This window comes from Burkholderia sp. 9779_493 (genome assembly GCF_015712215.1).
GTDB classification, from domain to species: domain Bacteria; phylum Pseudomonadota; class Gammaproteobacteria; order Burkholderiales; family Burkholderiaceae; genus Burkholderia; species Burkholderia cenocepacia.
In genome coordinates, this window is the sequence record NZ_JACCQA010000023.1 from 1 (window position 1) to 23,010 (window position 23,010).

At 67.6% G+C, this 23,010-nt stretch carries 20 protein-coding genes; 14 read left to right on the forward strand and 6 right to left on the reverse strand.

Annotated elements, in window-relative coordinates; all coding sequences use genetic code 11:
- Positions 1-222 precede the first annotated feature (222 nt).
- A complete protein-coding gene (locus H0X95_RS22820; RefSeq protein WP_059721048.1) occupies positions 223-942 on the forward strand; it encodes a response regulator transcription factor in 720 nt (239 codons plus the stop codon).
- Positions 943-1,075: 133 nt separating this feature from the next.
- Here the strand turns inward: H0X95_RS22820 and H0X95_RS22825 are convergent, their stop codons facing one another.
- From H0X95_RS22825 to H0X95_RS22840, 4 genes are all read right to left on the reverse strand, one after another.
- Positions 1,076-1,768, reverse strand: coding sequence for a response regulator (locus H0X95_RS22825; RefSeq protein WP_059721047.1), 693 nt, complete (start codon positions 1,766-1,768; stop codon positions 1,076-1,078).
- Positions 1,769-2,001: 233 nt separating this feature from the next.
- Positions 2,002-5,895 (reverse strand): ESPR-type extended signal peptide-containing protein, encoded by a 3,894-nt coding sequence (locus H0X95_RS22830; RefSeq protein WP_196446227.1) that lies wholly within the window; start codon positions 5,893-5,895, stop codon positions 2,002-2,004.
- Positions 5,896-6,095: 200 nt separating this feature from the next.
- The gene (locus tag H0X95_RS22835; RefSeq protein WP_230204567.1) at positions 6,096-9,128 is read right to left on the reverse strand and encodes an ATP-binding protein; all 3,033 of its coding nucleotides are present in this window, start codon (positions 9,126-9,128) and stop codon (positions 6,096-6,098) included.
- A 96-nt stretch (positions 9,129-9,224) separates the two neighbouring features.
- The gene (locus tag H0X95_RS22840; RefSeq protein ID WP_230204566.1) at positions 9,225-10,019 is read right to left on the reverse strand and encodes a winged helix-turn-helix transcriptional regulator; all 795 of its coding nucleotides are present in this window, start codon (positions 10,017-10,019) and stop codon (positions 9,225-9,227) included.
- Between the two features lie 412 nt (positions 10,020-10,431).
- Between H0X95_RS22840 and H0X95_RS22845 the strand changes: the two genes are divergently transcribed.
- The 12 genes from H0X95_RS22845 (at position 10,432) to H0X95_RS22900 (ending at position 19,675) form a co-directional block, all read left to right on the forward strand.
- The gene (locus H0X95_RS22845) at positions 10,432-11,880 is read left to right on the forward strand and encodes a sensor histidine kinase (RefSeq protein WP_059721034.1); all 1,449 of its coding nucleotides are present in this window, start codon (positions 10,432-10,434) and stop codon (positions 11,878-11,880) included.
- Positions 11,877-12,521 carry a response regulator transcription factor gene (locus tag H0X95_RS22850; RefSeq protein WP_027810675.1) on the forward strand — a complete coding sequence of 215 codons (645 nt, stop codon included), beginning with the start codon at positions 11,877-11,879 and terminating at the stop codon, positions 12,519-12,521. The genes H0X95_RS22845 and H0X95_RS22850 overlap by 4 nt, the downstream gene beginning before the upstream one ends.
- A gap of 107 nt (positions 12,522-12,628) precedes the next feature.
- Positions 12,629-13,345 carry an outer membrane protein gene (locus tag H0X95_RS22855; protein ID WP_059721033.1) on the forward strand — a complete coding sequence of 239 codons (717 nt, stop codon included), beginning with the start codon at positions 12,629-12,631 and terminating at the stop codon, positions 13,343-13,345.
- Between the two features lie 28 nt (positions 13,346-13,373).
- Positions 13,374-13,844, forward strand: coding sequence for a hydroxyisourate hydrolase (locus H0X95_RS22860; RefSeq protein WP_059721032.1), 471 nt, complete (start codon positions 13,374-13,376; stop codon positions 13,842-13,844).
- Between the two features lie 31 nt (positions 13,845-13,875).
- Positions 13,876-14,211: a hydroxyisourate hydrolase gene (gene uraH, locus H0X95_RS22865; protein WP_058902584.1), complete on the forward strand. Its 336-nt coding sequence runs from the start codon at positions 13,876-13,878 to the stop codon at positions 14,209-14,211.
- 233 nt (positions 14,212-14,444) lie between these two features.
- The gene (locus H0X95_RS22870) at positions 14,445-15,440 is read left to right on the forward strand and encodes a serine protease (RefSeq protein ID WP_230204565.1); all 996 of its coding nucleotides are present in this window, start codon (positions 14,445-14,447) and stop codon (positions 15,438-15,440) included.
- Positions 15,441-15,542: 102 nt separating this feature from the next.
- The gene (locus H0X95_RS22875) at positions 15,543-15,890 is read left to right on the forward strand and encodes an ArsR/SmtB family transcription factor (RefSeq protein WP_059721030.1); all 348 of its coding nucleotides are present in this window, start codon (positions 15,543-15,545) and stop codon (positions 15,888-15,890) included.
- Positions 15,891-15,913: 23 nt separating this feature from the next.
- Positions 15,914-16,408: an arsenate reductase ArsC gene (locus H0X95_RS22880; RefSeq protein ID WP_058902587.1), complete on the forward strand. Its 495-nt coding sequence runs from the start codon at positions 15,914-15,916 to the stop codon at positions 16,406-16,408.
- A 62-nt stretch (positions 16,409-16,470) separates the two neighbouring features.
- Entirely contained in the window at positions 16,471-17,544 is a 1,074-nt protein-coding gene (gene arsB, locus H0X95_RS22885) for an ACR3 family arsenite efflux transporter (protein WP_059721029.1), read from the forward strand.
- A gap of 20 nt (positions 17,545-17,564) precedes the next feature.
- Positions 17,565-18,287: an arsenical resistance protein ArsH gene (gene arsH, locus H0X95_RS22890; RefSeq protein WP_059721028.1), complete on the forward strand. Its 723-nt coding sequence runs from the start codon at positions 17,565-17,567 to the stop codon at positions 18,285-18,287.
- A 113-nt stretch (positions 18,288-18,400) separates the two neighbouring features.
- A complete protein-coding gene (gene arsN2, locus H0X95_RS22895) occupies positions 18,401-18,853 on the forward strand; it encodes an arsenic resistance N-acetyltransferase ArsN2 (RefSeq protein ID WP_059721027.1) in 453 nt (150 codons plus the stop codon).
- A 150-nt stretch (positions 18,854-19,003) separates the two neighbouring features.
- Positions 19,004-19,675, forward strand: a complete 672-nt coding sequence (locus H0X95_RS22900) for a MarC family protein (protein WP_059721026.1) — start codon at positions 19,004-19,006, stop codon at positions 19,673-19,675.
- Between the two features lie 71 nt (positions 19,676-19,746).
- Here the strand turns inward: H0X95_RS22900 and H0X95_RS22905 are convergent, their stop codons facing one another.
- Complete coding sequence (locus H0X95_RS22905) at positions 19,747-20,235, reverse strand: GlcG/HbpS family heme-binding protein (protein WP_059721025.1); 489 nt, start codon at positions 20,233-20,235, stop codon at positions 19,747-19,749.
- Between the two features lie 204 nt (positions 20,236-20,439).
- Complete coding sequence (locus H0X95_RS22910) at positions 20,440-21,306, reverse strand: ion transporter (RefSeq protein ID WP_059721024.1); 867 nt, start codon at positions 21,304-21,306, stop codon at positions 20,440-20,442.
- 484 nt (positions 21,307-21,790) lie between these two features.
- Here H0X95_RS22910 and H0X95_RS36000 point away from each other — a divergent pair, with 484 nt between their 5' ends.
- Positions 21,791-22,171, forward strand: a complete 381-nt coding sequence (locus H0X95_RS36000; protein ID WP_230205735.1) for a hypothetical protein — start codon at positions 21,791-21,793, stop codon at positions 22,169-22,171.
- Positions 22,172-23,010 lie beyond the last annotated feature (839 nt).

Sequence of the window (23,010 nt, forward strand, 5' to 3'; positions counted from 1 at the left end):
CGCCCGCCCTGTACCTGGAACCGCCAGCTCGTCACGAGCCGGCGGTTTTTTTTCATGGCGGTGCGCGGCGCGCCCGCCGCCGCCGGCCGGGGCGATGGCTGATGCGCCCGTTTTCGTGCGAAGATAGCGCCCAATTACGATCCACGACGCCGCGATGCGCGCCGTCGCCGCCCGCCGGGCGGCGAACCGGCCGCGACGATTGCCGCGCAAATCTGGACGACTATGGGAAGCTATCTGATACGCGTGGTACTGGCCGACGACCATCCGGCGATGCTGGTCGGCGTCGAGCACGGCCTGTCGTCGGTGCCGACGATCCAGTTGACCGGCAAGGCCGTCAATTCGACCGAGTTGATCCGGCTCGTCGAGGCCGGCGTGTGCGACGTCGTGGTGTCCGACTATGCGATGCCGGGCAGCGCGCACGGCGACGGCATCACGCTGTTCTCCTATCTCCAGCGCAATCACCCGGCCGTCAAGCTGGTCGTGCTGACCATGCTCGACAACCCGGCCGTGATCGGCGCGCTGACCCGGCTCGGCATCGAGTGCATCGTCAGCAAGTCCGACACGATCGATCACCTGATTCCCGCGATCCATGCGGCCGCGACGGGCGGCACCTACTACTCGCCGTCGGTGGAGAAGGTCGTGCGGACGCTCACGTCGCATTCGAGCGCGCGGGCCGCCGACCAGAAGCGCGAGCTCAGCGACCGCGAACTCGAAGTCGTGCGGCTTTATGCGTCGGGCCTCACGGTCAACGAGATCGCCGACAAACTTAGCCGCAGCAAGAAGACGATCAGCACGCAGAAGGCGCGCGCGATGGAAAAGCTCGGGATCGACAAGGACATCGATTTGTTGCGTTACGCGATCGAGCACGGGATCGTCGCCGCATCGGCCAGCGAAGGGCGGGGCGGCGACGCGAAAGAGGAAGGCGGCGTCGATCCGGCCTGACGGCGCGCGACGAGGCCGGCCGCGCGGAATGGCGGTCATGACGGAAGGTGAGCACGCCTGTTCGTACCGACGCACCGATGCCCCGGCACCGTCAGGTTGCCGGGGCTTTTTGTTTCAGGTCGCGGCAGCGGCGTTACGCGCTCGCTTCGTCGCCGCGCACGGGCGGCGCATAGCCGTAGTCGGTCACGAGCCCGCAGGCGATCGCATAGCGCACCAGGTCGACGTCGCGCTCGATGCCGAGCTTCTGCATCGCCGAGCTTTTCTGCGTGCTGATCGTCTTCTTGCTGCGATTGAGCTTCTCCGCGATCTCGTTGACCGACAGCCCCGATGCGAACAGGCGAATCACTTCCACCTCGCGCACCGACAGCGCGGGCGCCCTGCCGCCGACGCTGCCGGTGTTGCGCAGGATCCGGTCCATCGACGGCGACAGGTAGCGGCCGTTCGTATAGGCCGCGTGAATCGCCATCGTCAGGTGATTGGGCATGTCCGACTTGCTGACGATGCACGCGATGCCGATGTCGATCAGCGCGCGCAGCGCCACCGCGTTCTCCATCATCGTCATCACGACGATCTTCAGTCCCGGAAAGCGCTTGAGCAGGGTCGTGAACATCGCGAGGCCGTCGCCGTATTCGGTGCCGGGCATCGCGTAGTCGGACACCAGCACGTCGCACGGATGGGTCGACAGCGCGTCCATCAGCTCCGTCGAGTTGTGCGCGGTCGCGACCACCGCGACGGTGTTCGTGGCCGACAGTTCGTAGCGGGCGCCGATGACGACGGCCGGATGGTCGTCGGCGATCACGATGCGAATGGGGAAGGTTCTGTTCATGTTGGTTTCACGCGTCGCGCCGCAGCCGGCGGCGCGCGTGTCTCGCTCGGTTGAAAGAAGGGAATCGGCGCATGCGGGCCGCCGCGGGGCGCGCGATGAAAAGCCGCGCGCGAGGCGGACGCGCCGACGGCCGGTGGCGACTCCTGGCGGAATCGGCACCGGCCGTCGGCCGAACGGCGGGGGAGGACTCCCCCGCGTCGGGTCGATGCTCCGCGCGCGGCGGAGCGATCGGGTCAGAACTCATAGCCGACCTGGGCACGCACGCCCACGTCGCCGACCGACGTGATCGACGTCGCGCCGTTCACGAGCCAGTTGCCGCTGCGCGACCGGTAGGTGGCGCCGGCGGCGATCGCCGAGCCGCTCTTGAAGTTCGCAGCGCCGACCGCGACGACGGTCTTGCCCGGCTGCGACGGCGTCATGTTCGGCATCGCCATCGCGGCCGCGATACCGGCGTACGCGTTCTTCGCGACGTCGTTGATCGCGCGGTTCGTGTCGTTGAAGCGCTGGTCGACCGATTCCATCGCGCGGTCGAGCTGGCCCTTCGTCGCCGCATCGCTGGCGTTGATGCCGTCCGCGATGTTGACGAGCCGGCGGTTGCCTTCTTCCGTGCCGTTGCCGAACGACACGGTATTGGCTTCCGACGCCACCGAACCCTGACCGATCGCGACCGAGCCGCTGCCGGTGGCCGACGCGCCCTGGCCCAGCGCCGTGCCGTTTTCGCCCGACGCGACCGCGCCCTGGCCGACAGCCGAACCGTTGTTGCCCGATGCGACCGCGCCCTGGCCCACGGCCGAGCTGTTGCTGCCCGATGCCGTCGAGCCCTGGCCGATGGCCGAACCGTTGCTGCCCGATGCGACCGCACCCTGGCCCACGGCGGAACTGTTCTCGCCCGACGCGAGCGCCTTCTCGCCGAGTGCCGAGCTGTTCTCGCCCGATGCCACCGCGCCTTCGCCGACCACCGTCGAGCCGTCGCCCGTGCCCGGGCCGCCCGTGCCGGGGTTCGTTTCGAGTTCGCCGAGACGGTCGGACAGATCGTCGAAGCGGTTCGACAGGTCGCCGAACTGGCCGCTCAGCTCGCCGTACTGCTTCGCGAACTGCTCCTGCAGGTCGAACAGCTGGCTGCCGTTGATCGCGTCCATGCTCGTCGCGCTGATTTCGCCCGCGGCGACGCGCTGCAGCTTCGTGCCGAACGTGCCGGCGAACGTCACCGTGTCGAAGTTCAGGCCCGAGTCGTACGTGACCGCGCCGACTTCCTTGCCCGTGTAGTCGATCAGGCCGGTGGCGCGGAGCTGCGACACCGTCACGACGTCGTCGTCGTCCACGCCGTTCGCGACGCCGGACAGCACGCGCGCGCCGCCGGTGCCCGCGAAGTTCACCACCGAGCCGCCGGTGTTCGCGCCGACCGTGATGCCGCCCGTCATCGCGTCCTGCTGGACGAGGCCGAGCGTGCCGCTTTCAAGCTGCTCGGAGAGCTTCTTGAGGCCGCCTTCGTTGGTCGTGACGCGGCCGTCGAGGTTGGTGACGACGTCGCCCACCGAATTGACGATCTTCGTGCCGCCGCTGCCGTCGCCGACGGTGAAGACAGGCGCGGAGATCGAGCCGTCCGGGTTCACCGCCGCGCCGCCGCCGATCGCCGAAGCGACGCTGTCGGACACGCCGTGCAGTTGCGAGCCGTTGACGGCTTCGGTGCTCGTCGCCGACACGTCGCCTCCCGCGACACCCTTGAGCGTGCGCGCGCCGGTCTTGCTGCTGAAATCCACGGCGTTGCCGTCGGTGTTCGCGCCGACGGTGATGTCGTCGCCGGGCTTCGCCTGCTGGACGAGACCGAGCGTGCCGCTGCCGATGTCGTCGGCCAGCTTCTTGATGTCGCCTTCGTTGGTCGTCGTGCGGCCGTCGAGGTTGGTGACGACGTCGCCGACCGAGTTGACGATCTTCGTGCCGCCGCTGCCGTCGCCGACGGCGAAGGACGGAGCGGAGATCGAGCCGTCCGGGTTTACCGCCGCGCCGCCGCCGATCGCCGAGGCGACGCTGTCGGACACGCCATGCAGTTGCGAGCCGTTGACGGCTTCGGTGCTCGTTGCCGACACGTCGCCTGCCGCGACACCCTTGAGCGTGCGTGCGCCGGTCTTGCTGCTGAAGTCCACGGCGTTGCCGTCGGTGTTCGCACCGACCGTGATGTCGTCGCCGGGCTTCGCCTGTTGGACGAGACCGAGCGTGCCGCTGCCGATGTCGTCGGCCAGCTTCTTGATGTCGCCTTCGTTGGTCGTGACACGGCCGTCGAGGTTGGTGACGACCTCGCCGACCGAGTTGACGATCTTCGTGCCGCCGCTGCCGTCGCCGACGGCGAAGGACGGGGCGGAGATCGAGCCGTCCGGGTTCACCGTCGCGCCGCCGCCGATCGCCGAAGCGACACTGTCGGACACGCCGTGCAGCTGCGAACCGTTGACGGCTTCGGTGCTCGTCGCCGACACGTCGCCTGCCGCGACACCCTTGAGCGTGCGTGCGCCGGTCTTGCTGCTGAAGTCCACGGCGTTGCCGTCGGTGTTCGCGCCGACGGTGATGTCGTCGCCCGGATTCGCTTGCTGGACGAGGCCGGTGGTCCCGCTTTCGAGCTTGCTCAGCTTGTCGTCGAGGTCGCCGATCTGCTTGGTATGGCCGGCGACCGTGCTGACCGTCGACGACAGGCCGGTGCTCAGACCCGCGACGGTGCTGTTGGTCGACGACAGGCCGGTGCTCAGGCCGGCAACGGTACTGTTGGTCGTGGACAAGTCAGTGCTCAGGCCGGCAACGGTGCTGTTGGTCGAGGACAGGCCGGTGCTCAGGCTCGAGACGTTGAGATTCGTCGCGGCGATTGCGGCATTCGTGGTCGACAGGCCGGAGTTCATCTGCGCCACGTTTACCGCGTCGTTGTCGGCCGTACCGGCAGCCACATTGGTGATCTGCCGACGCAGCGTCGACGAGCCGACCGATACGCTGTTGTTGCGATCCGTGATCGAGCTGGCACCGAGCGCCACCGAATCGGTATGGGACGCCTGCGCGTTGACACCCAGCGCAACGCCATGCGAGCTGCTTGCGTTCGCACCATTGCCGACCGCGACGGCGGCACCGCCCGAACTGGTGGCCTGGAAGCCGAGTGCCGTGCTGTTGTTGCCGTTAGCCAGCGCGCTGTTGCCGACGGCCGTCGCGTAAGATCCCGAGGCGCTCGTGTTCGTGCCGATGGCAAGCGCGGCCGTGCCCGCTTGCGCGGCGACCGTGCTGTTGCTCGTATCGATCTTGACGTACGTATCGTCGACCTTCGTCGACAGGGCGGTCTGCATCTGGCCCAGGTTCACGGCGTCGGTATTCGCTGTACCGTCCGCGACGTTGGTGATTTGCCGCTGTCGGGTTGCCGAACCAACGGAAACGCTGTTGTCGCGATCTGCGACGGATTGCCCCCCAAGCGCAACGGAGAAGTCGCCAGTAGCAGACGCGCGCGAGCCCAGAGCAACAGCTCGATCCCCGGAAGCGACGGCATTGTTGCCGATTACGTTTGCGCCGACACCACTTGCCACGGATTGAGCACCGACGACAATTGCAGCGTTTCCGCTTGCAGTCGATGCCGATCCGAGCACGGTCGCCCACGCAGTCGTTGCCGATGCTCCGGCACCGACGGCAGTAGCATTGTTCCCACCTATTGCAACTGCGGAATTCCCGATTGCGACAGACGACGATGACGTTGCCGTTGTGGCATTGCCGAGCGCCAGGGAGGATGCTCCGGTTGCACTTGCTCCTCCCCCGATTGCGATGGCATTTGTACCGGACACCACCGAGGCGGTGCCTGTGGTCGCAATTTTGATAAAGGTGTCGTCGAGCGCTGCCGTCGTCCCGACCGCGCCCATCGTGCTGACCACGTCCGAACCTGCCGCCTTGCACACCCCCGCCGCATTGACCGTCCCGCTCGACCCGTCTTCCGTCGTGCATGCCTCCGCTGCGGCTGCGCCACCGATCGCCGCACCACCCAGCGCGATCGCGATCACGGCCTGCCGCGCCGCGCGCGCCGAGCCCTTCGAATGCGCCTTCGCCGTTTCGGCGGCGGCCGTCCACGTGTTGGTCACGGCATTCCAGACACTGCGATAAGTCTTGTTCATGTCCCTACTCCTTTCAGTTTGTCAGTTCACAAACCGATGGTAGGGATCGGCCTCGTCCTAATCAGTCGTCCCTGGCTGATTCGAGATAGCGACCGTGTAGGCCCAGTCCTACGCGCGCGACGACGCGCCGCGGGCCTGCGCCGCGGAACGAAAGGCGATGGAGGGAGGAGGCCGGCGCGCGAGGGCCGGCCGTGCGGGATTCAGGCAGCCGGCGCCTGCGTCGCGCGCCGTTGCAGCGCTTCCCTTGCGAGCGCGTCCGCTTCGGCGAGCCGCGCCTCGAACGACGTCAGGTCGCCGCCGTGCACGATGGCTTGCAGTTCGCCGATCGCGTCGGCCACCGCATGTTCGTGAATCGTCGCGAACGCGCCGCGCAGCGAATGCAGTTCGTGACGCAGCGCGGCGATATCGTTGCGCGCTGCCGCGTCGTGCATCGCCGCGACCGATTGCGCGCGACTCGCTTCGAGCAGCGTATGCACGTCCGGCGGCAGCGGACCTTGCGCGAGATCGACGAGCGTGTGCCGGGCTGGCGCCTGCGCGGCGGCCGTCTGCGCGTAACGCCGCACGGTGCTGTCGATCGTATCGAGCAGCACCGGTTTGACCAGCGCCGCGACGATCCCCGCTTCCGCGCAGCGCGCATGCTCGGCCGCGCTCGCATGCGCGGTGACGGCGACGATCGGCAGCCCCGGATACTGCGCACGCAGCACGTGCGCGAGCGTATAGCCGTCCATCCCCGGCATGTTCAGATCGGTCATCACGAGGTCGTAGCGCGTGTCCGCGCAGCGCCGCAGCGCCGCCGCGCCTTCGTCGGCGGCATCGGCCGCGTAGCCGAGCGTGACGAGTTGCCCTTGCAGCAGCGTGCGGTTCACGGGGTGATCGTCGACCACCAGCACGCGCGCGGCGACGCTCGGCAGCGCCGCATCGCCGACCTGCGCGGCATCGTGCTCGGCGATCTGCGCATCGGTGGCCGCGCGCAGCGGCAGCGTGACGACGAACGTGCTGCCCTTGCCGGATTCGCTCTTCACGTCGACCGTGCCGTGCATCATCTGCGTGAGCTGCTTCGTCAGCGCGAGCCCGAGGCCCGTGCCGCCGTAGCGGCGCGTGATCGACGTGTCGGCCTGCGTGAACGGGCGGAACAGCGCCGCGCGCTGCGCGTCGGTCATGCCGATGCCCGTGTCGCTGACGCCGATCGCGACCGGCGATTCGGGATCCGTATCGTCGCGCAGGTAGACCTCGAGCGTGATTTCCCCGTGGTTCGTGAACTTGATCGCGTTGCCGACGAGGTTCGCGGCGATCTGCCGGATGCGCGTCGGATCGCCGACGTAGCGCGACGCGAGCGCGTCGTCGACGAACACGTCGAACTGCAGCCCTTTCGCGGCCGCGAGCGGCTCGAACATCGCGCCGGTTTGCCGGATCGTCTCCGCGAGATCGAACGGGATCGCCTCGATCGTCATCTGACCGGCCTCGATCTTCGACAGGTCGAGAATGTCGTTGATCAGGTCGAGCAGCACCGACGACGCGCCCTCGACCGTATGCAGCCGCTCGCGCTGCGACTCGGCGAGCGGTTCGCGGCCGATCAGTTCGAGGTTGCCGAGGATCGCATTGAGCGGCGTGCGGATCTCGTGGCTCATCGTCGCGAGGAACGCGGACTTCGCGTCGTTCGCGGCGTCGGCGGCGCGCGCCGCTTCGTCGAGCCGGCGCTCGATGTTCTTCTGCGACGTGATGTCGGAGAAGTTGCACAGCACGACGTCCCTGTCGCGAAAGCGCGTGCGCACGAGGTTGACGAGCAGGTCGACGGCCTCGCCGCCGGCGGTGGGCAGCGTCACGTGCAGATCGGGTTGCCACGCGGCGGCGGTGGGCGAGCGGTCGAAGCGTTCGAGCAGCCGCGCCGGCAACGACGGTTCGCCCGCGCGGCGCGCATCGTAGTCGCGCATCGTGTCGTTCTGCAGCAGCACCGTGCCATCCGCGAGCGACAGCAGCGCGATGCCGGACGGCGCGGCTTCGACGATCGTCCGGTTCAGGTTCTCGCTGTCGATCACGCGCCGCGTGCGCGCGTCGTCGGGTTTCAGCACGCGGCGGTCGAAGCGCACGAGCAGCCACCAGACGAGCGCGATCACGGCCAGCATGACCGCGATGTACCAGCCGGCGCGCAGGCCGATCGTCGCGAGCAGCGAGCGCAGCGTGAACGCCTGCACGAGCGTCCAGTCGGTTTCGGCGATCGGCTGGCTCAGCGAGAACAGCCCGTCGCCGAACGCGGTGCGCGGCCCGCCGCGCCGGACGGCTTCGCGCGTATGCGCGCCGAGCCGCTCGACGGCCGCGCGCGTGGCATCGTCGTCGGCCGCGGTGCCGGCGCGCAGCAGCGTGCGGCCGTGCGCGTCGACGACGATCGCGGCGTCGGTCGTGTCGCCCGTCGACAGCCGCGTGCGCAGCACGTCGACCGGCAGCGTCGACAGGAACACGGCGCGCGGCGCTTGCGCGTCGTACACGGTGCCGGCGATCCGGAACACGTCGCGCCGCTGCACGGGGTCGTAGACGGGCGGATGCCATTCGTATTGCCCGGGCGGCGGCGTGCCGACGCCGGCGGCGACCTTGGCGACGAGCGTGGCCGCATCGGTGGCGGGCGACGCGGTGAGCGGATCGGGCGGCACCGGTTCGGGAATCACGACCGCGAAGCTGCGGTCGGGGCGATAGGCGTAGCCGGCGATCGCGCGATCGGCGTCGTGCTTCGCGACGTACGCGCCGACGCGATAGCTCATGTCGCTCGCCATCGCCAGATCGTGCGCGTAGCTGTCGGCCGGGTGCGCGGGCGACAGGTCGGCCAGCACGAGCGTCGGCGGGAAGGCCGGGCTGCCCTGGATGATCAGCCGGCCGCGGCCGGCCGCGAGGGCGGCGACGCGCGCCGGATCGGTCGCGCGCGAATTCCACACGGCCTCGTCGTGCGTGACGAGCGTGTCCATGCCCGTCGTGCGCATCTTGAATTCGATCTGGACCAGGAACTGGCGCACCGCGAAGGTCGTATAGCGCGCCTGGATCGCCTCGCGCGCCATCGTATACAGCATCAGGCCGCTCGCGAGCAGGATCGCGACCGTCACGGCCGCGCCGCCGGCATACAGCAGCGCGCGCTGGCGGCGGCCGATGCGGGTCGGCGCGGACGCGGGCGCGGCGGCGGAGCGGGCGGGATCGGGTGCGGCGCGGTGGTCCATCGGGAGCGGGGCGGTCGGCCAGGGTGCCCCCATGATAATGGAGTCCGATCAGCGCGCAATCGGGGCTGTCAGGTTTGCGGGGTGCCGGCGAACCGGTCGGCGCCGCGGCGTGCCGCCGGGCCAGGCCGGCTATCGTCGCGGCGCCGCTTCGTCGTCGTCGGGCTCCGCGCCCGGCTCGCACGTGACGAGCCGATAGCCGAAGCCGTACATCGTCATCATCTTCACGCCGTGCCGCCCGTCGAGTTCGAGCCGATCGCGCAGATACGCGACGTGCGTGTCGAGCCGCCGGCTGGACGCCGCGACGAGCGAGCCCCACACCAGCTGGCTCACATGCGCACGGTCGAGCGCGCGGCCCATGTTCAGGAAGAACGCGGTCGCGATCTGGAAATGCTTCTCGGTCAGCACGTGCTCGCGGCCGGCCACGGTTACGCTGCGCGTGGCCGTATCGAATTCGAACGCGCCGATCCGCCAGTGGCGATGATGGGTCGCACGGTGATGCGACCAGCGCAGCCATGTCGCGATGCTCGCGATCAGCGTGTCCGGCGGCACGGCGTACGGGTGATGCTCGTTCGCCCCGGCGATGAAACACGCGGAGCGTGCGAGTTCCGCGTCGCGCTGGCTGATCGACACGATCGCGACGGTGCCGGCGAACCGCGCGCGCAGCGCCTGGATCGCGTCCGTCGTGCGCCGGCAGGCCGTTTCGCATTGCACGACGAACAGATCGAACGCGCGCGTGTCGCAGGCTGCGAGCAGCTCGGGCAGATACTCGAAGCGCGACGGCCGGTAGCCGGCGCGGCGCAGAATGTCGTCGATGCGCAGGCGGTCGTAGCCGTAACCGGCGCGACGCAGCCGGTCGTCGAACGTGCCGCGGCTCGGATGGTCGATCGTCAGGATCGCGATGGCGGTGGATGGGGCGTCGGTCACGATGCGGGCGGGCGAAGCCGGTGCGGCGCGAGTGCGGCGTGCGTACGCGGTCGGACGAAAAGAGGCGGGATCATGGCCGGACAGGTTCCGGGCAGCTAGCGGCGTGACGCCGTCCAAAAAAAGTCCCGCCGGGAGGGCGGGAAAAGTATCGACTATGGAGCCTGTACTCCAGGAGGCAACGGAGAACAAGCAAGCCGATTCTGGTCGGTTCGGACTCTGAAGAAAATCAGCCCAGTCTGAAACTGCAGGCGTTGCAATCGATGTCGCCGCGGTTTGGGACTGGGCTGACATCCGGCATAACCGGATTCGGACCACGGGCCGTGTCGATTTGTCGACAATGACGGTCCCCGGCGCCGGGTGCGGCAATCGTTTCGTACTGTGCGCCGGCCCGCTTTCCCGCTTGCCATCGAACATGAAACCGTCTTTCCGAATCGCCGCGCTGGCCGCATGGCTCGCGCTGAGCCTTGCAGGCACCGCGTTCGTCGTCTCGCGCGCCGTGTCCGACGCGTACGGCCGCTTCTTCCAGGACTCGAGCATCACGATCCGCCTGCTTGCGCAGAAGGCCGCGCAGCACGAGGCGATCCTCGCGACGCTCGGCGCGTCGTCGCTCGCGGCGCCGCCCGCGCACATGCTCGACAACCTGCGCGAACGGATGCCGCAGCTCGACGGGCTCGCATACTGGCGGCCCGGTAGCGGCTGGCAGACCGACGGCGGGCCGGCTCCCGACACGCTGCCGCGGCAACGGTCCGGCAAGCCGTTCACGCTCGCGTTCGACGGCCCGGCCGCGTACTGGCTCGTCGCGGGAACCGGCTGGGCCGTGCGCGTCGATCCTCGGCAGATGCTGCAGCCAGGCGACTGGTCGACGGCGATTTCGTCGGCGGCGCTCGAATTGCGCGACCGGCGCGTCGAGCTGCTGCGGGGCGTGAATGGCGGCGCGACGCCGTTGTGGACGATGCATCTCGAGAAACACCTGCCCGCGCAGCCGCAGGCGTTCGTGCTGCGCACCACGTGCACGCTGACGGCCGCCGACCTGCCGTGGCTGCCGATCGCGCTGTGGAACGCGGTGGCGGCGCTGCTCGCGGCGGGCGCGCTCGGCGCGTGGCGGCTGCGCGAGGCGCGGCGGCGCGAGGATGCGCGGGCGCGCCTCGATCGCTTCGGCCGGCTCGACACCTTCGGCGAAATGGCGGCCGGCCTCGCGCACGAGCTGAACCAGCCGCTGACCGCGATCGTCAGCCACACGCGGGCGGCCGAACGCCTGCTCGACCAACCGGCCGAGCGCGACAGCGTGCGCCGCGCGCTGCAGACGAGCGTCGCGCAGGCGAAGCGCGCGGCGGCGATCCTGGAACGCATGCGCGACGCGGTGACCACCGCGCATGGCGGCGAGCGTCGCGCGCTCGATCCCGATGCGATCATGAATACGCTGCTGTTCCTGTACCGCGACGAGTGCGCGCGCGAGCACATCGCGCTCGGCTGGCACAACGCGGCGGCGCGCGAGCGGCCGTTCGCCGAGCCGATCGCGGTCGAGCAGATCCTGCACAACCTGATCCAGAACGCGCGCGACGCGCTGGCCGGCGCGGGAGTCGGCACGGTCGCATCGCGCGGCGAGATCCGCATCAGCGGCGCGCGCGTCGGCCGGCATTACCGTTTCAGCGTGACCGACAACGGTCCCGGCGTGCCGGAAGACGTGCTGCCGCGCCTGTTCGAACCGTTTTTCACGACGCGGGCGCGTGGCCTCGGCCTCGGGCTGCCGCTGTGCGACACGCTCGCGCAGCGCCAGGACGGCACGCTGACGGTGCGCAATCTGCCGTCGGGCGGCGTTGAAGCCGCGTTGCTGCTGCCGTTGGCCGGGGAGGCCGCATGAACGATTCGCTTCAACCCTCTACAACGCGCGCCGCGTCGGTCGTCGCGATCGTCGACGACGACGAAGCCGTGCGCGACGGCCTCGCGTTGCTGCTGCGCACGGTCGGCGTGAGGACGCGCTGTTATCCGGACGCATCGGCCTTCCTCGCCGATGCCGACGACGCGGCGCTCGGCTGCGTGCTGCTCGACATCCGGATGCCGGGCATGAGCGGCCTCGATGCACTCGACGAACTGCGCGCGCGGCGCGACCTGCCGGTGATCGTGCTGACGGGCCACGGCAATGTCGACGCGTGCCGGCGCGCGTTCAAGCGCGGCGCGCTCGATTTCCTCCGCAAGCCGGTCGACGACGACGAACTGATCGACACGGTGCAGCAGGCGCTGCGCCGGCAGGCTGCACAGCGCGGCCAGGACGACGTCGACCAGACTCGCGCGGCCCGCCTCGCGACGCTGAGCGCGCGAGAACGCGAGGTGCTGGAAGGGATCGTGCGCGGCGGCAGCAACAAGGAGATCGCCCGCGAACTCGGGCTGTCGCCGCGCACCGTCGAGACCTATCGCGCAAACGTGTTCGACAAGCTGCGGGCCGCGTCGCTGGTCGAGCTCGTGCGCGATTACGCGGCGCTCGCGGGCGGCTCGCCTCCGTAGCGCTACGGAGGCGCCACCCGTAGCCGAACGGGTTCAACGATCGCGGCGCGATTCCTACGATGACGGCTTCTCCGACAAGTCATTCATCGTCAAGGATTCGATTCATCATGATCAAGCGCTTTGCCCTGCCGTCCACGCTCGCCCTGCTGTTCTCGGGAGCCGCTTTCGCCGAACCCGTCGCCGCACCGGAGACGAAGAAGACCGCCGACACGGGCGATGCCGGCTACTACGCGACGGGCCGCGTCATCGGCGCGTTCGACAACGCGGTGAACATGGAGCTGACGAGCCCGCGCGTCGCGAGCCGCGTCGGCGGTCCTGAGACGGGCTCGAACGTCACCGGCTCGCTCGGCCTTGGCTACCAGTTCGGCAACGGCTGGCGCGCGGAAGGCGAATACGTGTTCAAGCGCACCAGCAACTTCACCAGCTACTGGGCGCCGTTCGACGCGAACGCGAACGAATTCCACGTATCGGCGCAGCGCCTGATGCTGAACGGCTACAAGGACTTCGATCTCGGCCGCGGCTTCTCCGTGTACGGCACGCTGGGCATCGGCGTCGCGATCGTGTCGGCCGACGGCTGGCAGACCAACGATACGCGCCGCTTCGCGTCGAAGACGCAGACGAACCTCGCGTATTCGGCCGGTGCGGGCGTCAGCTACGCGATCAACAAGCGCTTCTCGATCGACCTCGGGTATCGCTATGTCGACATGGGCAACGTCGAGACCGGCTTCAACACGTTCGCGAACCGCATCAACGCACGCGACGAACAGTTGAAGTCGAAGCTGTCGTCGAACGAAGTGTTCATCGGCCTGCGCGGCCGGTTCTGATGGAAGACGCGGCCGGGAGACGCATCGCATGACGAACGTGATCGATACGGGGCGACGCAGGCTCGTGCTGGCGACGACCGCGCTGGCCGCCGTGCCCGCATGGGCTGACGGCGCGCGTGCGCCGCGCGTCGCGCCCGGTGTGCGGCGCGGTGCATCGCCCGACCTGACGGTGCGCATCGTCGACCTGCTGCACGGCGTCGCGGCCGAAGGGATGCGCGTCGAGCTGTCGCGTGTCGACGGCGCGCAGGACGTGCCGCTGGTCGATGCCACCGTCGATGCGCGCGGCGGCACCGGCACGCCGTTGCTGGCCGGCGACGCGTATCGCGCGGACACGTACACGCTGATGCTGCATGTCGGCGAGTACTTCCGTGCGCGTGGCGTGCAGTCGCCGTTCCTGACGGTCGTGCCGGTCCGCTTCCGGATCGCGCGCGACGACGAGCGCCTGCATGTCGCGGTGCAATTCGGCCGCTGGAACTACACGTATTACCGCGGCACGTGATGCGGCCGCACCTGCGCAAAGGGAGGACGACATGACGGGCATCAGCACGCATTTGCTGGACGTCGCCACCGGCCGGCCGATCACCGGCGTGCGGATCGAGCTATTCGACCTGGGCGAGCAGCCGCCGGCGCTCGTCGCGCGTGCGGTCAGCAACGCGGAAGGGCGCAACGACGCGCCGATGTTGGACGGCGAGCTCGCGCGCCGCGGCGAGTTCGAACTGCGGCTGCATCTCGGCGCGTATTTCAAGGTGGCGGATGCGCTGACCGACATCGTGCCCGTGCGTTTCACCGTGGCCGATCCGGCGCGACACCATCACGTGCCGGTGGCGTGTTCGCCGTGGTACGTGTCGGTGTATCGGGGCAGTTGAGCGTTCGACGGACGGTGCGAGGCGGCGATGCGCGGTATGCGCGGGGCGTGCGCCGTCCGTCCGGGCGCCCGGGCGCGACGGTAGGACCAGGCTGACCGCCGTATCGGACCGAAGGTGACGCAGTCCGATTTACCGTAACCGGGGCGACGGCGATACTCGGAGCCATTCGTTCAACTACGGGAGCACGGATTGCCGCGGCGGATGTCGCGCAATGCGTCGTCGACATCATGAGCATGCAGGACATCACCGGGCATTACGCGATTCCGCTCGCGCATCCGTTCTCGGATGTGCCGCCGCCGTACGGCCGGCGACGCCGGCCGTTCGTGGCGAGCCGGCGGGCGCGGCAACACGTGTTCGATATCTACGGCCCGCCCCGCGTGCCGGCCCCCGCGACGGACGGCGGCACCGTCGCCAAGGCCGCGCGGCCCGCCAAGGCCGTTCGCGCGGCCGACTTCGGTTCCGACAACCGCGCGTGGGTGCGCCCGCATCCGCTGCGCCGCCGCTGGCGGCTCACGCTGATGGCGTGCGCGTTGTTCGGCGCGACGTGCATCCTCGCGACGCATCTGGTCGACGAGCGTCAGCACGCGGCCGAGCACGACGCGGTTTATTCGGCAGCGATCGCGGCCGCGCCGACCGCGGCCGTCGCGGCGACGGAAGTCGCGCGGGCGACCGGCCGGCCGGCGGAAGTCGCGATCGTGCGGGCGGATCGGGCGGCGCCGACGGATGCGCAGATGAAGGCGGCGGCGACGGTGGTGGCGGAAACCGCGTCCGCGCAAGCGCGTGCGTTGCACGTCGCGGGGAGCGGCTCGGCGGGTGAGCCGGTGGCGGTGGCTGTCGCGTCGAATGCCGTCGTCGCGGAAGCCGCGCCGGCGCGTGCCGATCGTGCATCGTCGGCGAGTAAGCCGGTTGCGGCGCTAGCGGCGCGGCCGGCGGCGAAATCCGCCGGGGCGTCGCGCGGCAAGGCGGCGCGTCAGGCTGCGGCGAATGCGTCTGTCGCGCAACATGCGGCGATCGCGGCGCGTGGTGCGACGCCGCGTGCGCAGCCGGCAGCCCGCGCGGCCGATACGCCGACGACCGCGCCGGTATCGAGTTCGGCTCAAGCCGTCGGCATGACGGCCACTGAGTTCACGCAATGGCTTGCCGCGACGCGCGATACGTCGCGGTCCGCCGCGGGCGGCACCGATCTGTCGGTCGAACTGCCGAGCCACACGCGGTTGATCGGGCACTGACCGGCGAGCGTCGCGTGGCGTATATCGACGGACAGACCGTCCCGGCGATGCCCTGTATCGGCGTCGCTTTTCCGATTTCCATATTTCGACTATTATCGAAATATGGAAACGAATGAAACCATTGCCGCCCTCGCGGCGCTCGCGCATGAATCCCGGCTCGCGGTCTTTCGCGCGCTCGTGCAGGCCGGGCCACAAGGCATGCCGGCCGGCCGGATCGCCACGTTGCTCGACGTGCCGCCGTCCTCGCTGTCCTTTCATCTGAAAGAACTCGCGCACGCGCAGCTCGTGACGAGCCGCCAGGACGGCCGCTTCGTGTTCTATGGCGCGAACTTCGACACGATGAACGGGCTGCTCGGCTATCTCACGGAGAATTGTTGCGGCGGCAATCCATGCTCGCCGGTGTCCGGCTGCTCGCCTTCCGGGAAGATCGATCGTCCCCGTCAATCCTGACGCGCGTTCGCGCGCCTTCGCCCATGACCACGAACGTCCTGATCCTCTGTACCCACAACTCGGCGCGCAGCGTGCTGGCCGAGGGCATGCTCAATCACTGGGCCGCGAAGCTCGGCAAGGATGTGCGGGCCTATAGCGCCGGCAGCGCGCCGAGCGGCCGGCTGAATCCGTTCGCGCTGGAAGCGCTGACGCATGCCGGCGTCGACGTCGGCGGCTATCGCAGCAAAAGCCGGGACGAATTCGTCGGCGACGGTGCGCCGGAAATGCGCGTCGTCATCACGGTGTGCGACAGCGCGGCGTCCGAGACGTGCCCGTACTGGCCCGGCAGCCCGGTCAACGTGCATTGGGGCTACGCCGATCCGTCGAACGCGACGGGCGGCGACGAAGGCAAGCGTCTCGCCTTCGAACTGACACGGCAAGCGATCGGTTACCGGATGCTGCAGTTGCTGGCGCTGCCGCTCGACCGCATGAGCGACGATGCACTCCGGGCCGCGCTGATCGAGATTGCGCAACACTGATCGCACGCTGCGATGCGCCGAGACGCGCAGCCGCCCACGACTACAAGACCGACGCTCGTCCGATGAATACGTCCAACATCACGCCGCCCGGTACGGCGGTCGCGAAACCCGCCATCAACTTCTTCGAACGCTATCTGTCCGTCTGGGTCGCGTTATGCATCGTCGCGGGCATTGCCCTCGGCCAAGCGCTGCCCGGCCTGTTTCAGGCGATCGGCCGGATGGCGTATGCGCAGGTCAATCTGCCGGTCGGGCTGCTGATCTGGGTGATGATCATCCCGATGCTGGTCAAGGTCGACTTCGGCGCGCTGCACGAGGTGCGCCGGCATGTGAAAGGCATCGGCGTCACGCTCGTCGTGAACTGGCTCGTCAAGCCGTTCTCGATGGCGTTTCTCGGCTGGCTCTTCATCCGCCACCTGTTTGCACCGCTGCTGCCGGCGGAACAGCTCGACAGCTATGTCGCCGGGCTGATCCTGCTGGCTGCCGCGCCGTGCACGGCGATGGTGTTCGTGTGGAGCCGGCTCACGGGCGGCGATCCGCTCTTCACGCTGTCGCAGGTCGCGCTGAACGACAGCATCATGGTGATCGCGTTCGCACCGCTGGTCGGCCTGCTGCTGGGGATGTCGGCCATCACGGTGCCGTGGGCGACGCTGGTCACGTCGGTGGTGCTCTACATCGTCATTCCGGTGATCCTCGCGCAGATTCTGCGCAAGCGGCTGCTCGCGAACGGCCAGGCCGCGTTCGATGCCGCGATGATCAGGATCGGCCCGTGGTCGATCGCCGCGCTGCTGGCCACGCTCGTGCTGCTGTTCGCGTTCCAGGGCGAAGCGATCCTGAAGCAGCCGCTGGTGATCGCGTTGCTCGCGGTGCCGATCCTGATCCAGGTGTTCTTCAATTCGGCGCTTGCGTACTGGCTCAATCGCGCGGTCGGCGAAAGGCACGACATCGCGTCCCCGTCGGCACTGATCGGCGCATCCAATTTTTTCGAACTGGCGGTCGCGGCCGCGATCAGCCTGTTCGGCTTTCATTCCGGCGCAGCGCTGACCACCGTCGTCGGCGTGCTGATCGAGGTGCCGGTGATGTTGCTGGTCGTGCGCATCGTCAACCGGTCGAAGGGCTGGTACGAGTGCCGGGCTTGAAATCACGAGAGCATTTACCCATGGCTGACTACCTGAACGACCTGCCGCAACTCGATGCCGAACTGTTCCGTGTGCCGGACGTCGCGCAACTGCGGCCTGCGGCGCCATCCACGCATCCGCCGCGGTTCCTGCTGCTGTACGGCTCGCTGCGCGAGCGTTCGTTCAGCCGTCTGCTGATCGAGGAAGCCGAGCGCCTGCTCACGGCGATGGGCGCCGAAGTGCGCGTGTTCAATCCGAGCGGCCTGCCGCTGCCCGACGACGCGCCCGACAGTCATCCGAAAGTGGTCGAGCTGCGCGAGCTCGTGACGTGGTCGGAAGGGATGGTGTGGTGTTCGCCGGAGCGGCACGGCGCGATGACCGGGATCATGAAAGCGCAGATCGACTGGATTCCGCTGTCGGTCGGCGCCGTCCGGCCGACGCAGGGCAAGACGCTCGCGGTGATGCAGGTGAGCGGCGGCTCGCAGTCGTTCAACGCGGTGAACCAGATGCGCGTGCTCGGGCGCTGGATGCGCATGCTGACCATCCCGAACCAGTCGTCGGTGGCCAAGGCGTTCATGGAATTCGACGAGGCGGGGCGGATGAAGCCGTCCGCGTATTTCGATCGCGTCGTGGACGTGATGGAAGAACTCGTGAAGTTCACGCTGCTGACGCGTGATGTCGGCCCGTATCTGGTCGACCGGTATAGTGAGCGGAAGGAAAGCGCGGAAGAACTGTCGAAACGCGTCAATCAAGCGCGTATCTAGCATCGCCATCGAATGAACGCGGGGGCGATCGGGCACGTTCCGGTGCGGCGCATCGGGCTTGTGCGAGCGTGTTGGGCGCAGGGATTGATGTCACCGCAAACCGGGGTGGAACCATGGCACTTCTTCGTCAAGCGACCGAATCCGATTTGACCTCGATCGAGGCGCTGCTTCGTGCCAGCGGTTTGCCGACCGCCGGCGTCGCCGTGCACCTGCCGCATTTTGTCGTTGCCGGTGGGGTATCCGGCATCGTGGGGTGTGGCGGCATCGAATTCCACGGACGCCATGCGCTCATTCGCTCGATCGCTGTCGTCGAACACGCGCGTCGCGCCGGGGTAGGGCGGCTGCTGGTAACGCGCTTGCTCGCGCAATGCCGCGCGCATGCTGTCCAGTCGGTCGGACTGTTGACCACGACGGCGGAAGACTACTTCGTCAGGCAGGGTTTCGTCCGTATCGCCCGCGAAGCGGTGCCGGAGCCGTTGCTGGCGTCCAGCCAGTTACAGGGTGTCTGTCCGGGATCGGCCGTCGCGATGCTGATGGTCTGCGACGACAAAATCAGACTCGACTGATTCCCTTGCCGGTTCACATTCCCGACAATCAAGTTTCTGCGGCCCGGCATACCCCCGTGTGCCGGATCATGGAGATATCTCCTCTTTGCGGCCGGTCTTCTCGACTGGCCGCTTTTTTATTCCCGTTCGTTACCGGAGAGCACGATCGCGATGCAGCTCGACCGCCTGATCCCTGAAATCCTGTTCGGCTTCACGGGCCTGATCGGCATCATCAACCCGTTCGGCATGGCGTTCGTGTTTCTCGAACGCACGCAATCGCTGAGCGAAGCCGAGCGCGCGATTCTGTCGAAGCAGCTCGCGACGAACGTGTTCTTCACGCTGCTCGTGATCTTCTTCGTCGGCGCGCCGGTGCTGAACTTCTTCGGGATCTCGATGGAGGCGTTGCGGATCGGCGGCGGCTTCGCGGTGGCGGTGGCCGGCTGGTCGATGCTGAACGCGCCGGACGTCCCGGCCGGCGGCGACGTCGCCATGCATGGCGACGATCTGAAGAAGCTGATGTCGCGCGCGTTCTTTCCGCTGACGGTGCCGCTGACGATCGGTCCCGGCTCGATCGCGGCCGGCATCGCGCTGCATGCCAATCGTGCGCATACGGCGAGCGACTACCTGGTGTCGGGTGTCGTGTCGGTGGCGGTCGCGGCGCTCGTTGCGTTCGCGATCTGGCAGATCTACAGCCGCGCGACGACGCTCGCGCGCTATCTCGGCAGCGAAGGGACGAAGGTCGCGATGCGCGTGTCCGCGTTCCTGCTGCTGTGCGTGGGCGTGCAAATCATGCTGACGGGCTTGGCCGCGTTCGTGCAGATGCTGGGCGGGCAGGCGGGGTGAGAAGCGGGCGCTTTCACGGTTTGTGTCGGCGCCCGATAAAAAAGCCGCTCCGTCAGGGAGCGGCCGGTTCGTTACATCAGCTTCGCTTGTACCCGCGCAATCCCCTGCAGCGCACACGCTTCGTCGAGATGCCCGCCCGGCGCACCGCCGACACCCACGGCGCCGATCACTTCGTCGCCGGCCTTGATCGGCACGCCGCCGCCGAGCACCAGGAAGCCGTCGATGGCCGTCATCTGCGCGGCGGCCGGGTTCTTCTGCAGGTTCGTGGCCAGCGTGCCGGTCGGCGTTTTCGTCGACAGCGCGGTATAGGCCTTGCGCTTCGACGCATCCACGGTATGCAGCCCCGCGTTGTCGCCGCGCAGCACCGCGCGTTCGATACCGCTGCGGTCGACCACCGTGACCGTCACGTCGTAGCCGCTGGCCGAGCATGCCTGGATCGTTTGCTGCGCGATGTCGGCGGCGAGATTCAACGGCAGGTTTTTCTCGTGAAGCACCTGGGCGGAAGCGGCGGTCGTCAGCGTGGCGGCGACGAGCGTCGCGAGGGTAGCGCGAATGATCATGTGAACTCCTCGATGAAATGACGGATGCGAGCGGGGCATTGGGCGGGCGGTTTCATGCGAACTTTCTTGAAAACCGCCGGCGCTTGCGACCGATGCGCAGGCCGTTACGGCCCGGAGCGATCGGTCGCGGTCGTCCGCTCGATGAGTTCAGTGTCGGCCACCGGGAAGGGAAGCTGAATAGGACAGGGCTTATTCTTGCCGCGGCTATCGCGCGTCGCGGCCTTTGGCGGACACGCGGCCGTGCGCATGAGTATCCGCCGCACCTTGCACGGGGAGCGCGCCGCCGCAATGCGGGCAGCACGGCCCGTCGCCGTCGGCCGGCCGCGCATTCGCCCTGTTGCGCTCCATCGCCGATGCAACGAGTTCCGCGCCCATGATCCCGGTCGGAAACGCGATGATCCCGTAGCCGAGCAGGATCGCGCACGACGTGATCAGCCGGCCGAGCGGCGTGACAGGCGTCAGGTCGCCGTAGCCGGTCGTGCTCATCGTCACCGCCGCCCAGTAGACGCCTACCGGAATGCTCGTGATCCCGTGCTCGGGCCCTTCGACCAGAAAGATCACGGTGCCGAGAATCACGACGAGCACGAACATCCCGCCGATGAACACGAAGATCTTGCGCCGTGCGCGCGTGAGCGCCCGGATCAGCATCTGCCCTTCCTCGAGATAGATCGACAGCCCGAGGATGCGGAACACGCGCAGCAGACGCAGCAGTCGCACGTCGATCAGCGCGTGCAGGCCGGGGAAGAAGAACGCGAGATAGGTCGGCAGCACCGAGACGAGATCGACGATGCCGAAGAAGCTGCGCGCGTACGCGACCGGCTTCTTCGCGGTGCAAAGGCGCAACAGGTACTCGGCCGAGAACAGCAGCGTGAACGCCCATTCGGCCGCATAGAGCGCGTGGCCGTACTGCGCGTGCAGCGTCTGCACGCTGTCGGCCATCACAACGAGCACGCTCGCGACAATGAGTGCGAGCACCGCGATGTCGAGCTTGCGCAGGAACGAAGGGCGGCGCGCGACATGCGCGAGGGCATCGCGCGCCGTATCGAAGGAGGACTGGATCAGCGAAATCATGTGCCGCAGTGTACGGACGGCATCTGGCCGGGCCAATCGGACCTGTCCGATATGAGCTGTATGAGCCGACCTCGATCTTATTTCGTGCCCTGTTTCCACGGATGCGCCGGAAACCATCAACGTTGACGCCATGGTGCGTCCCGAGTTGGTGCCGCTCCGCCTATCGGTGCCGTTCTAAGTCTTTAACGCATGTGCTTCGCAAATTTGCACCGAGCCATATCAGTGCTCATCGAGCGTAGTCCCGAGACGCTGTGCGCTGTGCCCGCTCAATGCAACGATATGCCCTGCGCGCACGACATGAGACGGGACAGAAAACCATGAGGTGCCCCTCTAGGTCTGTTCGATCAGGAACCCGCTTGCTGGATTGGTCGGGGAGTGCATTGTCGGCACTCTGGTTCGCTGTGAGAAAGCCGGCCGTCGAGAAACCGTGCGAGAACCGCTCGTGTGAAAGGAGGGCCGCGGCGTGTGGCCGGGCGCGATCTGGATGTTGCCCGTTACGCTTGGCGATCTGATCTCCTCCGAGGAGAGCAAAGATCCGCTCGGGCTCGGTCAAACACGTTTGTTTAAGCCGCGCCACGTGTCCCGCCGTATCGTTGCGCAGGATGGCTGGTTCACAGTGCATCGCGGCAAGCAGAGTGGGCTCGACAAAAAGTATTTCGCGCTCGACACTAACCCTGAGTTTCGCGACCGGCTGCGCTATATTCGCATTCCAGGCGAGAAATTCGGCATCATCCGGGGACAGCTTCAGCGGGCCGGCATCAATCGCGGCATGTTGTTCCCGGACCTCGATGGGGTCGCCGGCCGCATCACCGACACCATCCTGTATCCAGCTGATCAGCCAACGCCCGGCGCTGACAATCTCTGAGGCGTCTCCCGTGGCCAATCGCCCTCAACAGAGACCCACCGCCGCTGCGCACCTATACCAATGACTGCCATCCCGCTGAATCGAGATTTATCACGCCGGCACGATGGCCCACTCAAACTTCGGTTCCGCGGAACGCGTAACCGCGCCTGCCGGCGGTGCGGGTGCGTCCCGGGCGAGTTGACATCTGTCTTCGCAACGCCCGGGGCGGTGACGACTTTATTGCGCGACACTCAAGCCAATGAATTTGCGGCAGTTTTCCGTTTTCCAGTCGATGCCGACCGACGAAGTGACATTTTTACTTCGCAAACGGTGACAACTTTGCTTTGGTCTACGTCTGGCGGCATTGAGTCACCACTGATCAAGAGCACTGTCGTTGAAATTCTTGAGGGTACCGAGCCAGCCTTTAAGAATCGAAAGCGCAAGTACGGTCTTTGATGGCGATGCGATGGGGCGCTAAGGCTTTGAAGTCGCCGCGGTGGATGAAGAACCGCCGTCGCGGTCGCGTACCAATCCTGACGCCGGGACGAACGCGCCAGCGAGAAGAGGGTTTATCACGCGCGATTCGTTGGCGTTGATGCCGGTCAATGACGATGATGCCGCGTGTGCGGCTTTCTGCCCAGGCGCATGGGGCCCGGCATCCGCGCGCGATCGATCGCCGCACCGAAGCATGATTGACACAGGTCAATCGTGTCATCCGGAGCGGCAATACATTCGGTTTCAGCGCTCGCACACCATGACGCGTGATTGTGCGCCGGACGCGGCATGTTCGTCGCGGCGCGGCCGTGCCCTACATCAAGCCCAATCATGCCGTTCCATCACGAGCGGGAAATCACGGCTGC

Bases quoted from the DNA above. Each gene is read 5' to 3' on its own strand.
- H0X95_RS22820 (WP_059721048.1), top strand. From the start codon at position 223: ATGGGAAGCTATCTGATACGCGTGGTACTGGCCGACGACCATCCGGCG.
- H0X95_RS22825 (WP_059721047.1), bottom strand. From the start codon at position 1,768: ATGAACAGAACCTTCCCCATTCGCATCGTGATCGCCGACGACCATCCG.
- H0X95_RS22830 (WP_196446227.1), bottom strand. From the start codon at position 5,895: ATGAACAAGACTTATCGCAGTGTCTGGAATGCCGTGACCAACACGTGG.
- H0X95_RS22835 (WP_230204567.1), bottom strand. From the start codon at position 9,128: ATGGGGGCACCCTGGCCGACCGCCCCGCTCCCGATGGACCACCGCGCC.
- H0X95_RS22845 (WP_059721034.1), top strand. From the start codon at position 10,432: ATGAAACCGTCTTTCCGAATCGCCGCGCTGGCCGCATGGCTCGCGCTG.
- H0X95_RS22850 (WP_027810675.1), top strand. From the start codon at position 11,877: ATGAACGATTCGCTTCAACCCTCTACAACGCGCGCCGCGTCGGTCGTC.
- H0X95_RS22855 (WP_059721033.1), top strand. From the start codon at position 12,629: ATGATCAAGCGCTTTGCCCTGCCGTCCACGCTCGCCCTGCTGTTCTCG.
- H0X95_RS22860 (WP_059721032.1), top strand. From the start codon at position 13,374: ATGACGAACGTGATCGATACGGGGCGACGCAGGCTCGTGCTGGCGACG.
- uraH (WP_058902584.1), top strand. From the start codon at position 13,876: ATGACGGGCATCAGCACGCATTTGCTGGACGTCGCCACCGGCCGGCCG.
- H0X95_RS22870 (WP_230204565.1), top strand. From the start codon at position 14,445: ATGCAGGACATCACCGGGCATTACGCGATTCCGCTCGCGCATCCGTTC.
- H0X95_RS22875 (WP_059721030.1), top strand. From the start codon at position 15,543: ATGGAAACGAATGAAACCATTGCCGCCCTCGCGGCGCTCGCGCATGAA.
- H0X95_RS22880 (WP_058902587.1), top strand. From the start codon at position 15,914: ATGACCACGAACGTCCTGATCCTCTGTACCCACAACTCGGCGCGCAGC.
- arsB (WP_059721029.1), top strand. From the start codon at position 16,471: ATGAATACGTCCAACATCACGCCGCCCGGTACGGCGGTCGCGAAACCC.
- arsH (WP_059721028.1), top strand. From the start codon at position 17,565: ATGGCTGACTACCTGAACGACCTGCCGCAACTCGATGCCGAACTGTTC.
- arsN2 (WP_059721027.1), top strand. From the start codon at position 18,401: ATGGCACTTCTTCGTCAAGCGACCGAATCCGATTTGACCTCGATCGAG.
- H0X95_RS22900 (WP_059721026.1), top strand. From the start codon at position 19,004: ATGCAGCTCGACCGCCTGATCCCTGAAATCCTGTTCGGCTTCACGGGC.
- H0X95_RS22905 (WP_059721025.1), bottom strand. From the start codon at position 20,235: ATGATCATTCGCGCTACCCTCGCGACGCTCGTCGCCGCCACGCTGACG.
- H0X95_RS22910 (WP_059721024.1), bottom strand. From the start codon at position 21,306: ATGATTTCGCTGATCCAGTCCTCCTTCGATACGGCGCGCGATGCCCTC.
- H0X95_RS36000 (WP_230205735.1), top strand. From the start codon at position 21,791: ATGTTGCCCGTTACGCTTGGCGATCTGATCTCCTCCGAGGAGAGCAAA.